Genomic DNA, 15,408 nt, shown 5'->3' on the forward strand with positions numbered 1-15,408 from the left:
GATCTCATGTTTCACGCCACGATGCGCTTCGATCTCGGGGAGGATGTCGCAGCGCTTAGGGAGACCGTTCATGCCTGGGCGCAGGAGAGGCTGAAGCCGATCGCCGCCGAGGTGGATCGTTCCAACAGCTTTCCCAACAGCCTTTGGAAGGAAATGGGGGAGCTCGGCCTGCTCGGCATCACCGTCAGCGAGGCCTATGGCGGTTCCGGCATGGGCTATCTTGCCCATACGGTCGCGGTCGAGGAACTTGCCCGCGCCTCCGCCTCCGTCAGCCTGTCCTATGGTGCCCATTCCAATCTCTGCGTCAACCAGATCAAGCTGAACGGGTCTGAGGCCCAGAAGCAGAAATACCTGCCCGGTCTCGTCTCCGGAGATCATGTCGGGGCGCTGGCGATGTCGGAACCCGGCGCCGGCTCGGATGTCGTCTCCATGAAGCTGCGGGCCACCAAGCGCAACGGCTATTACGTGCTGAAGGGCAACAAATACTGGATCACCAATGGCCCGGATGCCGATACGCTGGTGGTCTACGCCAAGACCGATCCGGACGCCGGCTCGAAGGGGATTACCGCCTTCATCGTCGAAAAGAGCATGAAGGGCTTTTCTACCAGCCCGCATTTCGACAAGCTCGGCATGCGCGGCTCGAACACCGCCGAACTGATTTTCGACGATGTCGAAGTGCCGTTCGAAAACGTGCTCGGCGAAGAGGGCCGGGGCGTGCGCGTGCTGATGTCCGGGCTGGACTTCGAGCGCGTCGTGCTGGCCGGCATCGGGCTTGGCATCATGGCCGCCTGCCTGGACGAGGTCATGCCCTATGTCGCGACCCGCGAGCAGTTCGGCCAGCCGGTCGGCAGTTTTCAGCTGATGCAGGGCAAGATTGCCGACATGTACGTGGCGCTCAACACCGCGCGGTCTTACGTCTACGAAGTCGCCAAGGCCTGCGATCGCGGCGAGGTGACGCGGCAGGATGCGGCGGGCGCCGTGCTCTATGCCAGCGAACAGGCCATGGTGCAGGCGCATCAGGCCGTGCAGGCGCTGGGTGGCGCGGGTTTTCTTGCCGACAGCGTGGTGAGCCGCCTGTTCCGCGATGCCAAGCTGATGGAAATCGGCGCCGGCACATCCGAAATCCGCCGCATGCTGATCGGTCGTGAATTGATGGCCGCCATGGCCTGATAAGCGTCCGACATCCTTGCGTGCAACGGCTGGAGGAGCCGCATGAAACTGACATCCCATCATCTGGCCGGCTCCGACAGCGCCAAAGAGAATCGTGCCGCGCATCTGGCCATGCTGGACACGATTCGCACCGCCGCAGCGCTGGCCGCGGAGGGCGGCGGCGAAGAGGCCAGACGCCGTCACGCCGCGCGCGGAAAAATGCTGCCACGCGAGCGTGTGGCGAACCTCATCGATCCGGGCTCGCCGTTTCTCGAAATCGGCGCCACGGCGGCGCATGACATGTATGACGGCGCGGCCCCCGCCGCCGGCATGATTGCCGGCATCGGCCGTGTCGAAGGCCAGGAGGTGATGATCGTCGCCAATGATGCGACGGTGAAGGGCGGCACCTATTACCCAATGACGGTGAAGAAGCACCTGCGCGCCCAGGAGATTGCCGAGGCCTCGCATCTGCCTTGCGTTTATCTGGTCGATAGCGGCGGCGCCAATCTGCCGAACCAGGACGAGGTGTTTCCCGATCGCGATCATTTCGGTCGCATTTTCTTCAATCAGGCGCAGATGAGCGCCAAGGGTATTGCCCAGATCGCCGTCGTCATGGGCTCCTGCACGGCGGGCGGCGCCTATGTGCCGGCCATGTCGGATGTGTCGATCATCGTGCGCGACCAGGGCACGATCTTTCTCGCCGGCCCGCCGCTGGTGAAGGCGGCGACCGGCGAGGTGGTGAGCGCCGAGGATCTCGGCGGCGGTGACGTGCACACCAGGCTTTCCGGCGTGGCGGATTATCTCGCCGAAGACGATGCCCATGCACTGGCGCTGGCGAGACGGGCCGTCTCCCATCTCAACCGGCAGAAACCCCAGACGGTGACATGGCAGGCGCCGGAAGATCCGGCCTATGATCCCGACGAACTGCTGGCCGTCGTTCCGACAGACCTGCGCACGCCCTACGATATCCGCGAGGTGATTGCCCGCGTGGTGGATGGCAGCCGGTTCGACGAGTTCAAGGCGCGCTTCGGCGAAACGCTGGTCTGCGGTTTCGCGCATATTATGGGTTGCCCGGTCGGCATCGTTGCCAACAACGGCGTCCTGTTTTCCGAAAGCGCGCAGAAGGGCGCGCATTTCGTCGAACTCTGCTCGCAGCGCGGCATTCCGCTCGTTTTTCTGCAGAACATCACCGGTTTCATGGTCGGCCGCAAATACGAGAACGAAGGCATTGCCCGGCACGGGGCCAAGATGGTGACGGCGGTCGCCACCACCGCCGTTCCGAAGATCACCATGCTGGTTGGCGGCTCGTTCGGCGCCGGCAATTACGGCATGGCGGGGCGTGCCTTTTCGCCGCGTTTCTTGTGGAGCTGGCCGAATTCCCGCATCTCCGTGATGGGCGGCGAACAGGCCGCCGGCGTTCTCGCCACCGTCCGCCGCGAAGGGATCGAACGCAAGGGCGGTACTTGGAGCGCGGAGGAGGAGGCGGACTTCAAGCGCCCGACGCTTCAGATGTTCGAGCGCCAGAGCCATCCGCTCTATGCCTCCGCAAGGCTATGGGATGACGGGATCGTCGATCCGCGCAAGACGCGCGAGGTGCTTGCGCTGTCCCTCTCCGCCAGCCTCAACGCGCCGATCGGGGATACCCGTTTCGGCCTGTTCCGCATGTAACCGGGATCGGAGGACAAGACGATGTTTCGCAAGATCCTGATTGCCAATCGCGGCGAGATCGCCTGCCGGATCATCAAGACCGCCCGCAAGCTGGGTGTGGCGACGGTCGCCGTCCATTCGGATGCGGATCGCAACGCGCTGCATGTCACCCTCGCCGATCAGGCGGTGGCGATCGGCGGTGCTGCGCCGAAGGACAGCTATCTGAAGGGCGATGCCATCATTGCCGCAGCCCTTCAGACGGGCGCCGAGGCCATTCATCCGGGCTATGGGTTCCTCTCGGAAAATCCGGATTTCGTCGATGCGGTGGAAAAGGCCGGACTTGTCTTCATCGGCCCTTCGGCCAAAGCCATCCGCGCCATGGGGCTGAAGGATGCCGCCAAGGCGCTGATGGAGGAGGCGGGCGTGCCCGTCGTGCCCGGTTACCACGGCGACAACCAGGATGGTGGCTTCCTCGCGCAGCAGGCGGAAGCGATCGGCTATCCGGTGCTGATCAAGGCGGTGGCCGGCGGCGGCGGCAAGGGCATGCGCCGCGTGGAAAGCGCCGCGGAGTTTGCGGATGCGTTGCGGGCCGCCAAGGCCGAAGCGGCCAATGCTTTCGGCAATAATGCGGTGCTTATCGAGAAATACGTGGCCTCGCCGCGCCATATCGAGGTGCAGGTGTTCGGCGACGGGCAGGATGCCGTGCATCTCTTCGAGCGGGATTGTTCGCTGCAGCGCCGCCACCAGAAGGTGATCGAGGAAGCGCCGGCGCCGGGCATGACAGTGGAAATGCGGGAGGCAATGGGCTCGGCTGCGGTCCGCGCCGCCAAGGCCATCGGCTATTCCGGTGCGGGCACGATCGAGTTCATCGTCGATGGTTCCGACGGGCTGCATGCCGATCGCTTCTGGTTCATGGAAATGAACACGCGGCTGCAGGTGGAACATCCGGTCACCGAAGCCGTCACGGGTCTGGATCTGGTCGAATGGCAGTTGCGCGTGGCAGGCTGGGAGCCCCTGCCGCTCAAACAGGAGGAGATCCGCCTCTCCGGTCACGCCTTCGAGGCACGGCTCTATGCCGAGGATGTGGCAGCCGGTTTCCTACCGGCCACCGGCAGGCTGTCGCATCTTGCCTTTCCGGACGATTGCCGTGCCGATACGGGTGTGCGCAGCGGCGACGAGATCTCGCCCTGGTACGATCCGATGATCGCCAAGATCATCACCCACGGCCCGACCCGCGCCGTTGCCTTGTCAAAACTCGGCCGGGCGCTCGATGAAACGCAGGTGGCCGGCACCGTGACGAACCTTGCCTTCCTGTCGGCCCTGGCGCGGCATTCCGGTTTTGCCCGCGGCGCGGTGGACACGGGCCTGATTGCCCGCGATCTCGCCAGCCTGATAGAGCCGCCGGTGAATGACAGCCCGGTTGCCGCCATGGCGGCGGCCGCTGCCCTGCATGTCGCGGCACTGCCGGCAGATCCGCTCGCCGGCTTCTCGCTCTGGTCACCGCTCACCCAGCGCCTCACGCTGGAGACGGGAGCGGACCGCATCGACGTCGATCTGACGGTAGAGGGTCCAAAGACGGCGCGTCTCCGCGTCCGCGATCGCGACTGGCAGGCGGTGCGCGGGAAAGACGGCTGGCGGCTGGCGGGTGCGGTATCCATGACCGTCGTGGAAGCCGACGGCATTCATGTCTTTGCGCCGGGCGCGACGGTGAGCTTTCAGCGGCATGATCCCTTGAACCGTGATGCCTCTGCCGGCCTTGGCAGCGATGTGACGCTCGCCCCCATGCCGGGTCTGGTACGCGCTCTATTCGTGGCGGCCGGAGAAGATGTCGAAGCGGGCCAGCCGCTCTGCGTGCTGGAAGCCATGAAGATGGAGCATACGCTGAAGGCGGCGCGCGCCGGCCGTGTGGCGGAGGTCTTCGTGCAGGAAGGCGTGCAGATCGCCGCCGGTGACCCGCTGGTCCAGCTCGAGCCGCAGGATGTCCCCCATGGCTGAGGACGTGGAGATCTACGAGGTCGGCCCGCGTGACGGGCTGCAGAACGAAAAGCAGCTGATTGCCACGGCAGACAAGCTCGCGCTGATCGCAAAGCTAGCGGCCTGCGGTTTTCGCCGGATCGAAGCGACCAGTTTCGTCAGCCCGAAATGGGTGCCGCAGATGGCCGATGCGGCAGAGGTGATGGCGAGCCTGCCGCGTCGCGCGGGCCTTTCCTATGCCGTGCTGGCGCCCAATCTGAAAGGCTACGAGGCGGCGAAAGCCGCCGGGGCGGATGAGGTGGCGATCTTCGTCTCCGCCTCGGAAGGTTTCAGCCGTGCTAATCTAAACGCCACGATCGTCGAGAGCTTCGAACGGCTGGCACCTGTCGCGGAGGTGGCGCTGGCGGATGGGCTTCGCCTGCGCGGTTATGTCTCCGTTGTCACCGATTGCCCGTTTGACGGTAAGGTCGCGCCGTCTCAGGTGGCCCGGGTGGTGTGCGATCTTGCGGCGCTCGGCTGCCATGAAATTTCGCTCGGCGAAACGCTTGGCCGCGGCACGCCGGAAGCCGTGCGGGCCATGCTGGACGCAGTGCTCCAAGAGGTTCCGGCAACAAGACTTGCCGGTCATTTTCATGATACGGGTGGTCTGGCGCTGAAGAATATCGATGTGGCGCTCGACCGGGGCTTGCGGGTCTTCGATGCGGCGATCGGCGGGCTCGGCGGCTGCCCCTATGCGCCGGGTGCGGCCGGCAACGTGGCAACGGAACTGGTGGCCCGGCATCTGGCGGCGCAAGGAATTTCCACCGGCCTCGATCTCGCCGCGCTGGAGGAGGCGGCCCGGTTTGCTGAGGGCCTGAGGAGGGGCGCATGACGAACACGATCAAGGTCGAGGCGGATTCGCGCGGCATCGTCCAGCTTCGGCTCAACCGGCGGGAAAAACGCAATGCGCTCTCGGCGGAGATGATTGCCGACCTGACGGCCTTTGCCAGCATGGCGAACGAGCGGCGCGACTGGCGGGCGATCATTCTCTCCGGCGAAGGGGCTGCCTTCTGTGCCGGGGGCGATCTCGACTGGATGCGCCAGCAGATGGCGGCGGACCGTGCAACGCGGATCACCGAAGCGCGCAAGCTCGCCCATATGCTGGGGGCCTTGAACAGCCTGCCGCAGCCGTTGATCGGCGCCATTCACGGCAGCGCGTTTGGCGGCGGGGTGGGCATGGCCTGCATCTGCGATCTGGTCCTTGCCACCCCCGATACCCTGTTCGGCTTGACGGAGACGCGGCTCGGCCTGATCCCCGCCACCGTCGGCCCCTATGTGGTGGCGCGGATGGGCGAAGGATCTGCGCGGCGTGTCTTCATGTCGGGCAAGCGCTTTGCGGCGCCGGAAGCCGTTGAGCTTGGTCTCGTTTCGCGGGTGGTGGGTGATGGAACGCTGATGGCGGAGGCAATCGCGGAAGCGGAACTGTATCTCGCGACGGCCCCCGGTGCGGTGGCCTCCGCAAAAGCTCTGGTTCGCGCCTTGTCCGGCAGTGTTGATTCTGGAAAGATCGAAGAAAGTATTATTGCACTTGCCGACACCTGGGAACAGGATGAAGCCCGGGAGGGCGTTGCGGCATTCTTTGAAAAGCGCAAGCCCCGTTGGGATAGATTGACGTAAGAGATCACGGAGGGAGGACAAGGTGGTTGTGGCGGAAGAGGACTTGCGCGCGCGCGTCGAAGGCCGTGTTGGCTATATCACATTGACGCGGGGAAAGGTGCTCAATGCCGTTAACCGCACGATCGTGGACCGAATGACGGAGGTGCTTGCCGCCTGGGCCGAAGATCCGACCGTTGCCTTGGTCATGATCGATGCCGACAGCGAGAAGGCGTTTTCCGCCGGCGGCGATCTCTCCGCCATGTACCATTTCGGCAAGAGCGGCGACTACCAGTCCGGCAACGATTTCTGGCGCGACGAATACCGTCTGAACGCCATGATCGATCGCTTCCCGAAACCCTATGTGCCGTTCATGGATGGCATCGTCATGGGCGGCGGCGTCGGCATCTCGGCGCATGGATCGCACCGCATCGTTACCGAACATTCTGTGGTCGCCATGCCGGAATGCGCGATCGGCCTCATCCCGGATGTCGGCGGAAGCTATCTCCTGCGCCAAGCGCCCGGACGCCTGGGGGAATATCTGGGCCTCACCGGCACCCGGATGAACGGCGCCGATGCCGTCTATGCCAAATTTGCCGATCACTACGTTCCGCGCGAGCGGCTGGCCGACCTGAAGGCGCGGCTGATCGAGACCGGCGATGTCGGTGAAATCAGTCGCTTCGAGGTCGCCGCGCCGGCGTCTGACCTCGAAGCGCGGCTTTTCGACATTGCGCGCATCTTCTCCGGCCCGACGGTCGAAGCCATCCGCGATATGCTGGCCGAAGACGAGGCGGAGTGGGCGCTGAAGGCCCATGAGGCCATCAGCAAGGCCTCGCCCATCTCGCTGCTGTGCACCCTCTGGGCCGTCCGGGGAGGGCGAAGCCTGCCCGAAGCGCTGCGCAATGAATACCGGTTCGTCTCGAGGGTGCTGGAGCACGGCGATTTCGTGGAAGGTATCCGCGCCGTCATCATCGACAAGGATCGCAACCCGAAATGGCGTTATGCCGCGCTGGAGGCCGTGCCCCAGTGCACGCTCTGTCAGATGACCGCCGAAGCCGAGGGCGGCGATCCGGATTTCGGTTGATCAGAGCACAGGGCTTTCCAGCAGCCTGCCCGTCACCACGTCGGCAATGCCGCGATCGGTCTGGTGCGGGCCGGCATTGCAGGCGAGCGTGGCACCGAAACAGGCCTTGAACACCAGATAGGGCGGCTGCCAATCGACGACCGCATCCATGGCCGAGCGCAGTTCGGCAAAGCCGGCCGCCACCTCCTCCAGGGAGGCCTCGGAGACAAGGCCCGAAAGTGGCAGCGGCAGGCACGCCTGAACCTTGCCCTGCGCGGCGACCGCCATGCCGCCCCCGGCTTCAATCACCGCATTGGCCGCCACCGCCATGTCGTGCGGGTTGCCGCCAAAGACCGTGAGGTTGTGGCTGTCATGCGAAACGGAGGTGGCAAAGGCGCCGCGCCACTCTCCCCAGCCACGGAGGAACCCGACCCGCGGCCGGCTGTCGGCGCGTCCATGGCGATGGGCAACCGCAATCAGCGTCGTCTCCTCGGGTGGGACAACGAAACCGTCTGCGACCGAGGCGTCCATTTCGCCCCACTGCGTAAAGCGGGGCCGATCGATCGTTGCGATCCTGACGCGCTGCCCGATGGCGGGCACGCGGAAATCTTTTGCTGACACTGCGGCGATCTTCATCGATCCGGTGAGCGAGGATGTGTCCGCCGCCGGCAGGGGACGCAGCAAGGCGCCCTCCCGGGCGACGGGTACACCATTGACAATCACCATCGTCGCCCGAAAATCTGTCAGATCGGAGAAGATCGCAAGATCGGCGCGCCGCCCGACGGCCACCAGCCCCAGATCCTCGCGGCCCAGCCGACGGGCAGCATTCAGCGTTGCCGCCTGCAGCGCCCAGGCCGGCTTCAGGCCGTAACGCACCAGCCGCCGCACCACGTCATCCAGCCCGCCGCCATGGAGGAGGTCGTCCGGAAACACGTCGTCGGTGCAGAGCGTCACGGTCTGCGGCAGATGGCCGAGCCGGTTCAGAACCTCTACGAACTCGGGCAACAGGTGGTCGTGCGAGCCGCGCAGCTCGATCGTCAGTCCTGCACGCAGCTTTTCCATCAGGTCGTCGCCGGAGGTCAGTTCGTGGTCGGAGGTGATGCCCGCCGCCATGAAGGCCGCCAGCCGCTCGCCCGCCAATCCGCGCGCATGGCCGCAGACGAGCTTTTCTGCCGCGAGCCCAGCCTGCAGGATGCCGCTGATGCGCGGTTCCCGATCGATCACGCCCTGCATGGTCATGACCTCCGCAATGCCGCCGATCTCCGGCCAGGAGAGAAGCTCTGCGATGACGGAGGCGTCGAAATCGGCGCCGTTCAGTTCTAATCCGGGTGCAGATGGCACGCAGGAGGGGGCGAGCAGCACCATCCGCAAAGGCAGGCTGCGCGCCGCCTCCGCTGCAAACCGCACGCCGTCGATGCCATGCACATTGCCGAATTCATGCGGGTCCCAGACGATGGTCGTCACCCCGCGCGGCAATACGGCGGCGGCATAGTTCGCCGGTGTCACCATCGAGCTTTCGATGTGCATATGGGTGTCGATCAGACCGGGCGTGATGAAGCCGTCTTCGGCGTCGATCGTCTCTTCGGCGTCGCTTCGGCTGCCGGGCGCATGCACGCTCGCGATCAGCGGGCCAACGAGCCCGATATCGGCCTTGCGGCATTCGCCGGTCACCATATCGACGAGCGTGCCGTTGACGATCAGCCGGTCGAAAGCTCCGTCGCCACGTGCAGCGGCCACGGCGCGGCTGCGGAGGTTTTCATTGTTGAGGTCGGCCGGTTCGGTCCGGTTACTATGGCTCATCGCGCTGCCTCCTGGCGCAAAGCCTCAAGGATGGTGGCGCGCACGGCGGTCGCATCACAGTCGGCTGCAAATTCGGCATTGAAGCTGCCGTGGGTGGCGCGTGTTTCCACCACGGTTCTGCCGCGGGTCAGCGTGCCGCCACATTCGATGTCGATCCGCGCCTTCTGGAAGCGGACGAGTTCGGGATGAGCAAAGGCAACGGCGGCTGCGGGATCATAGAGAGCCATGGACGGTCGTCCTCGCGAAATGGCGATGTCGATGAAACCGCCCAGCATGTCGGCGATCAGGCCGGCATTCCGTCCACCGGCGCTGCGGACCGGCACCACGTCGGCGGGTGCGGCCAGAACTTTCCGGCAGAGGTCGAGATCGACCATGCGCAGTGGCAGGCCGTGTGCCAGGCAGATCGCCACGGCTTCCGGGTCGGCCAGCGCATTGAACTCCGCCGACGCCGTATGGTTGCCGCGGGTCAGGCCGCCGCCCATCCAGGTCAGATCATCGATGCGGGCGGCAAGATCCGGCCGCGCCAGCGCCAGCGCCGCAATGTTGGTGAGGGGACCAAGCGCCAGGATGCGGCGCGGCGCGTCGCTCTGTTCCAGCCAGTCGGAGAGCGCCGCAAAGGCCGGACCGTCCGAGGCAGGCTCGGTGTGCGGCAGGGTCAGGCCCAGCGTCGGAATGCCGGTCTCGCCGAGAATTGCCTGCGCCGTTTCGAGGTGGCCCATCACCGGCTGCGCCCGTCCGACATAGGTCTTGTCGTCCCAACGGAAGGTCTCAGCCGCGCCGGCGGCATTGCGGCACACCTGCTCCAGCGGCGTATTGCCGAAGACGAGCGAGATGCCGTCGATCTGAAGGCCGGCATGTTTGATCACCAGGATGGCCGCGATGTCATCGAAGCCCATGTCGGTGTCGATCCACACTCCCATCGGCCTCACCCGACCCTGTGGAGGGGAGCGGCCGACGAGACCGGCAGGTCGAAGGCCACGTCTTCGCCGAGCGCATAGGTCGGGCGCGTTGCATCGACTTCCGCGCGAAGGGTGCCAAGCGGGCTTCCGAGAACGTAACCCCTGATGTTGCCGGCAAAGGAGACGCCCTGAACCGTACCGGTGAACGGCCCCTCTCCGAGCGTCACCATGCCGGGGCGCCAGGCAAGACCGGGAGCGTCCGGAACAGTGCCGGAAAGCGCGAATTCGCCGCCATCGGCGACCAGATTTCCACCCCGCAGTTTGAAGATGTTCTCGAAGCCGACGAAATCGGCAACGAAATCCGTGGCAGGCCGATTGTAGATGTCCTCCGGCGTGCCGATCTGCTCGATCGCGCCGTTACGCATCACGACGATCTTGTCGGCCAGCGCCAGCGCCTCGACCTGGTCGTGCGTGACGAAGATCATCGTCATGCCCGTCTCCTTCTGCAGGCGCTGCAACTCGCTGCGCATGTCGAGCCTCAGACGCGCGTCGAGGTTCGACAGCGGCTCGTCCAGCATCAGGAGCTTCGGCTGCACCACCATCGAACGCGCCAGCGAGACACGCTGCTGCTGGCCGCCGGAGAGATCGGTCGCCTTGCGCTCGGCAAAGGAGAGGAGGCCGACGGATGTGAGGCCCGCCTCGACCTTCTGCCGCAGCTCCTGGCCGTGCACGCCCTTCATGCGCAGGCCGAAGGCGACGTTTTCGAACACCGTCAGGTGCGGAAAGAGCGCATAGGACTGGAAGACGAGGCCGATTTCGCGCTTGTTTGCCGCGACATGGGTGATGTCGCGCCCATCGAGAACGATTTTGCCGCCGACCGGGTTCATCAGCCCGGCAATGGCCCGCATGGTGGTGGTCTTGCCGCAACCGGACGGGCCGAGGAGCGCAAGCAGTTCGCCCTTCCTGATCGTCAGGTTGAGATCCTTGACGGCGATCGACTTGCCATAGGCAAGCGACAGGTTTTCGAGCGAGAGATAGGTCTGGTCAGACATAGCGGGAGAACCCCAGGAAACGTTCGGCGGCAAAAACGATGCCGATGGACAGGAAGGCGAGAAGCGAGGAGAGCGCGGCAATCGACGGGTCGAACACGTTTTCCATGTAACCCAGCATGTCGATCGGCAGTGTCCGCACACCCGGGCCCGACAGGAAGAGCGAGACCGGCACCTGGTTGAAGCTGGTGACGAAACCGAGGATGAAGGCCGAGAGGATGCCGCCGCGGATATTCGGTAGTACCACCCGGAAGAAGGCGCCGAGGCGCGACGACCCGAGAATGACGGCGGCCTCCTCGATATCGGCGCGCAGATTGGCAAGGCTCGCCGAGACGACCCGCACCGCATAGGGCAGGATCAGCGCGGTATGGGCAACGAAGAGCGCCAGCGTTACCGGCATGCCGACGGGGATGACGAAGTAGCGCAGGAGCGCCAGGCCGACGATGATGCCGGGCACTATGATCGGCATCGAGACGAGAAAACGCACCGTTTCGGCAAAGGGCAGGCGGTAGCGCGCCATGGCATAGGAAGCCGGAATGCCGAGGATGAGGGCGGCAAGCGTGCCGCCGATCGCGAGAAACATCGAAACGCCAAAACTCTGGCGGAAACTCTCGATGGTGAAGACTTTGACGATCCAGCGGAAAGAAAAGCCCTGCGGCGGGAAAGCCAGCGTCTCCCCGGCGGAGAAGGAGGCCGCGACGATGATGATGAACGGCCCGATGAGGAAGAGCATCACCAGGAAGAGCGTGAGAGGCGTGAACAGGCGACGGATCATTTGCCGCTCCTTCTGGCGCTGGCGATGCGTTTCAGCAGGATGTTGGCGGCAAAGCTCATGACGATCAGGATGAAGGCAATAACACTGGCGGCGACGAAATTGTTGGACACGGTGACCTGCTGGTAGAGCAGGGTCTCCAGCATCAGCACCTTGGAGCCGCCGAGAATGGCGGGCGTGATATAGGCGGTCATCGAACCGGTGAAGACCAGCGTGCCGCCGATGACGAGACCTTCCTTGGTGAGCGGCAGGATGATTTTCCAGAAGACGCTGAACCAGCCGGCGCCCAGCACCCGGGCGGCGGGCACCACGTCGCGCGGCAGGTTTTCCAGCGCCGAGATCAGCGAGATGATCATCAGCGGCAGGAACAGCTGCAGAAGGCCGATGAAGATCGCCGTTTCGGAAAACAGGATGCGGATCGGCTCGTCCGTCAGGCCGATCGCCTGCAGCGCCTGGTTGATGATGCCGGTGCGGCCAAGGATGACGATCCAGGCATAGGTGCGGGCGACCGGCGAGATCATCAGCGGCAGCACAACGAGACCGACCATGCGGCCCTTGGCGCCCGGTGGTAAGGAGACGATCGCATAGGCCGCCGCGTAGCCGATCACGGCCGCGACAAGGGTCACCAGCGCGGAGAGCTTCAGCGTGCGCAGGAACACCGCGCGGTTCAGCGGCTGCGAGAAGAAATCGACATAGGCCGAGATCGTCCACTGGTCGGCGTTTCGAAATCCTTCCGACAGCAAGAGCACGACGGGGACGAGGAAGACGAGCGCCGCAAACAGCGCTGCCGGCAAAGCCAGCGCCAGTCCTTCCGCGCGGTTCTGGAACATGGGGGTGCCTCAATGTGCGCAAGACGCGGGCTTTCGCACCGTCAGAGCTTGCGCGGATCGGGTTCAAATCACGCCATCCGCAGGGCTGCGGATGGCCGTCTTTCGGGGCAGCGCCGGGGTGCCGCTGCGGGGTCCCTTGCGGGACACAGCGAAGGCATTTGCGCTCTCACCGCGTCCCCAGCCTTGGGAGGCATTCGGGAAGGGACGTTGTCCCGCTTACTGGCCGACCTTGCTGTTCCATTCGGACAGCCACTTGTCACGGTAATCGAGCGCGACGTCGGACGGGATGAGCTTCAGGGCCTTGGCGGTGTCTGCGCCGAAGGTGATGTTGTTCGCCACGTCGTCCGACACCTTCACCTCGGCATTCGCCGGGCTGTCGATCAGCTTTTCGGCAAGCTTGGTCTGCACTTCGGTCGAGAGCCAGAAATCCATGAATTCAAGCGCCAGATCGCGGTTCTTCGAATTCTTGGTGACGACCATGACGTTCATGCCGCCGGTCTGGCCTTCCTTCGGGGTGGCCCATGCGATCGGCAGACCGAGCTTGGTGAACGGCGCCCAGGAGAAGCGGCCGACCGGGGCGGCCCAGATCTCTTCCTGCTGCATCAGCTGCACGAGCTGCGAGGATTTCACGTAGAAGGTCACGATCTTGTCCTTCTTGGCGCCGAGCGCCTCGATCGGCGCCTTCAGGTCCGGCGCGTCCGTGCCAAGCGCCTGGCCGAGCATGTAAAGCGCCGGCGGGCCCTGGTTCGTCGTCACGTTCGGGAAGGCGACGTGGGACACGATGTCGTCCTTCAGCAGGTCGCCCCAGGAGTCGATCTTCATCTTGTCGGTGCGGTAGACGATCGAGGTGGCGTAAAAGGTATAGCCAACGCTCATGCCGTCGCCGTTCGGGTCCTTGGCGATGTCATAGAGCTTGTTGAAGCTGGAAAGCTTGGCGGTATCGATCTTGTCGATCAGGCCCTTGCGCGAAGCGGCCAGCGCGTCGGCCATCGAGACCACAGCCATGTCGACGACAGGGCTTGCCTTGTGCTCTTCCATCTTGGCGAGGCGCTCGACGCTGTTGCCGGTCTCGACCACCAGCTTGCAGCCGCATTTCTTCTCGAAAGGTTCGTAGACGATCGACTTGAACTCGTCCTGGGCAAAGGCATAGACGGAGATCGTCAGCGTCTTGTCTTCGGCCTGCGCAACGCCACTCGCCAGCATGAGAGCGGAGGCGGTGGTCAGCAATGTCTTTTTCATGGGTGTTCTCCTTCTGGAAGCAGATCCATCGTGTGCGGTTTCAATCTTGTGCGCCCGGAGGTCTGACGGACGACAAGCGCCATCGGCACGCTTTTTTTCTCCGCGGTGACAAGCGTGCCTGATGTCGTCCGCAGTTGTTCGGTGGAAGCTTTGCTCTCGGTCTCGATGGCGCGCACAAGCGCGGCAATGGCGATGTCGGCAATCGTGCCCATGTCCATGCGCACCGTCGTCAGGCCAGGTGTGATCACCGAGGAAAACACGAGATCGTCAAAGCCGGTGACGCTCACCTGGTCGGGAACCGTAATGCCGGCGCCCTGCAGCTCGGTGAGCGCTCTCAGCGCCGGAAGATCCGAGACGGCGCAGACCGCCGTGACGCCCTGCTGGACCCTGTCCTTCAAGCCCAAAGGTGCGCCCTTGCCGTGATCCCTGTCATGGGTTTCGATCCAGAGAACCTCTGCGCGCCCATCGGTGGGCAGGCGCGATTTCATGCCGCCGATCCGGTCGTTCTGGACGTTGGAATCCGGGTTGTTGCCGATCAGCAGGAAGTGACGGTGGCCGAGCCCGACCAGATGCTCGACGATCGCCTGGCCGCCCTGCCAATGGTCTGCGGATACGGTATTGCCGGGCGTGGATGGACTGTCGATCACGGCGACGGGTCTGCCGATATCGGCAACGCGGGTGCCGCGCCGCGGCACGACCACGATGCCGTCCACCGCGCGCTCGACCAGCCGGCTGATGGCGGCCGTCTGAGCGGCGATGTCGCCATGCGAGTCGGCGATCAGTACGCCATATCCGGCCTTCGCCGCCGCCTGCTCGATCGCCTGGGCAATCTGGGGGAAGAGCGGGTTGGCGATGTTCGGCAGGACAAGGCCCAGAACCTGCGTGCGCCCGGTGCGCAGGGCCCGGCCCGTCAGACTCGGCGTATAGCCGAGCGAAGCGGCCGTTGATCGGATCTTGTCCGCCAGTTCCGCTGAAACGCGACCCTTCCCGGCCAGCGCATTCGACACCGTCGCCGACGAGACGCCGAGCAGAGTGGCGATTTCGTTGAGACTGGAGCCGGGGCGGCTGACGGACATAGATGACCTGTTGCTTAATCGTTTAAGCATTTTGGTACTGTATCAGGAGGCGTTTGTCGAGAGCCAGTGGCGAAAATTGCTTAATCTCTGGGCGCGCTCATATTCTGTGCGTATTCCCGTATTGTATGATTTTACCCAGGCCGCCTCCAAGTAAACGCCGTGCCTTTGCCGCGTCTTGCTGCAATTTACATTCCTATATTAGAAGATAGGTAACCAGCGTCGCCTAGTATTGGCGGAAGGGATGGCCTTTCTCGCACGCGCCAATCCTCTTCCGTCAA

13 protein-coding genes are annotated in these 15,408 nt (G+C 64.3%); 6 read left to right on the forward strand and 7 right to left on the reverse strand.

The window, feature by feature from the left end:
* Positions 1-6: 6 nt before the first annotated feature.
* Genes G6N78_RS23845 through G6N78_RS23870 form a run of 6 tightly spaced genes read left to right on the forward strand, consistent with a single transcriptional unit; the run spans position 7 to position 7,486 of the window.
* A complete protein-coding gene (locus G6N78_RS23845; RefSeq protein ID WP_165224848.1) occupies positions 7-1,170 on the forward strand; it encodes an isovaleryl-CoA dehydrogenase in 1,164 nt (387 codons plus the stop codon).
* 42 nt (positions 1,171-1,212) lie between these two features.
* Positions 1,213-2,817: a carboxyl transferase domain-containing protein gene (locus G6N78_RS23850; RefSeq protein ID WP_165224850.1), complete on the forward strand. Its 1,605-nt coding sequence runs from the start codon at positions 1,213-1,215 to the stop codon at positions 2,815-2,817.
* A 21-nt stretch (positions 2,818-2,838) separates the two neighbouring features.
* The gene (locus G6N78_RS23855; protein ID WP_165224852.1) at positions 2,839-4,791 is read left to right on the forward strand and encodes an acetyl/propionyl/methylcrotonyl-CoA carboxylase subunit alpha; all 1,953 of its coding nucleotides are present in this window, start codon (positions 2,839-2,841) and stop codon (positions 4,789-4,791) included.
* A complete protein-coding gene (locus tag G6N78_RS23860; RefSeq protein ID WP_165224854.1) occupies positions 4,784-5,641 on the forward strand; it encodes a hydroxymethylglutaryl-CoA lyase in 858 nt (285 codons plus the stop codon). The genes G6N78_RS23855 and G6N78_RS23860 overlap by 8 nt, the downstream gene beginning before the upstream one ends.
* Positions 5,638-6,426, forward strand: a complete 789-nt coding sequence (locus G6N78_RS23865; RefSeq protein ID WP_165224856.1) for a crotonase/enoyl-CoA hydratase family protein — start codon at positions 5,638-5,640, stop codon at positions 6,424-6,426. The genes G6N78_RS23860 and G6N78_RS23865 overlap by 4 nt, the downstream gene beginning before the upstream one ends.
* A 22-nt stretch (positions 6,427-6,448) precedes the next feature.
* Positions 6,449-7,486 (forward strand): enoyl-CoA hydratase/isomerase family protein, encoded by a 1,038-nt coding sequence (locus tag G6N78_RS23870; RefSeq protein ID WP_165224858.1) that lies wholly within the window; start codon positions 6,449-6,451, stop codon positions 7,484-7,486.
* On the opposite strand, the gene G6N78_RS23875 is transcribed toward G6N78_RS23870, so the two are convergent.
* The 7 genes from G6N78_RS23875 to G6N78_RS23905 all read right to left on the reverse strand — a co-directional run bounded on the left by G6N78_RS23875 (position 7,487) and on the right by G6N78_RS23905 (position 15,130).
* Complete coding sequence (locus G6N78_RS23875) at positions 7,487-9,265, reverse strand: adenine deaminase (RefSeq protein ID WP_165224861.1); 1,779 nt, start codon at positions 9,263-9,265, stop codon at positions 7,487-7,489.
* Positions 9,262-10,185, reverse strand: coding sequence for a nucleoside hydrolase (locus G6N78_RS23880; RefSeq protein ID WP_165224864.1), 924 nt, complete (start codon positions 10,183-10,185; stop codon positions 9,262-9,264). The genes G6N78_RS23875 and G6N78_RS23880 overlap by 4 nt, the downstream gene beginning before the upstream one ends.
* A gap of 5 nt (positions 10,186-10,190) precedes the next feature.
* Positions 10,191-11,216 carry an ABC transporter ATP-binding protein gene (locus G6N78_RS23885; RefSeq protein ID WP_165224867.1) on the reverse strand — a complete coding sequence of 342 codons (1,026 nt, stop codon included), beginning with the start codon at positions 11,214-11,216 and terminating at the stop codon, positions 10,191-10,193.
* A complete protein-coding gene (locus G6N78_RS23890; protein ID WP_165224870.1) occupies positions 11,209-11,988 on the reverse strand; it encodes an ABC transporter permease in 780 nt (259 codons plus the stop codon). Before G6N78_RS23890 ends, G6N78_RS23885 begins: the two co-directional genes overlap by 8 nt.
* Positions 11,985-12,815, reverse strand: a complete 831-nt coding sequence (locus tag G6N78_RS23895) for an ABC transporter permease (RefSeq protein ID WP_165224873.1) — start codon at positions 12,813-12,815, stop codon at positions 11,985-11,987. Before G6N78_RS23895 ends, G6N78_RS23890 begins: the two co-directional genes overlap by 4 nt.
* Before the next feature lie 216 nt (positions 12,816-13,031).
* Positions 13,032-14,054: an ABC transporter substrate-binding protein gene (locus tag G6N78_RS23900; protein WP_165224876.1), complete on the reverse strand. Its 1,023-nt coding sequence runs from the start codon at positions 14,052-14,054 to the stop codon at positions 13,032-13,034.
* The gene (locus G6N78_RS23905) at positions 14,051-15,130 is read right to left on the reverse strand and encodes a LacI family DNA-binding transcriptional regulator (protein WP_165224879.1); all 1,080 of its coding nucleotides are present in this window, start codon (positions 15,128-15,130) and stop codon (positions 14,051-14,053) included. Before G6N78_RS23905 ends, G6N78_RS23900 begins: the two co-directional genes overlap by 4 nt.
* Positions 15,131-15,408 lie beyond the last annotated feature (278 nt).

Source organism: Allorhizobium pseudoryzae (genome assembly GCF_011046245.1).
GTDB lineage: Bacteria > Pseudomonadota > Alphaproteobacteria > Rhizobiales > Rhizobiaceae > Neorhizobium > Neorhizobium pseudoryzae.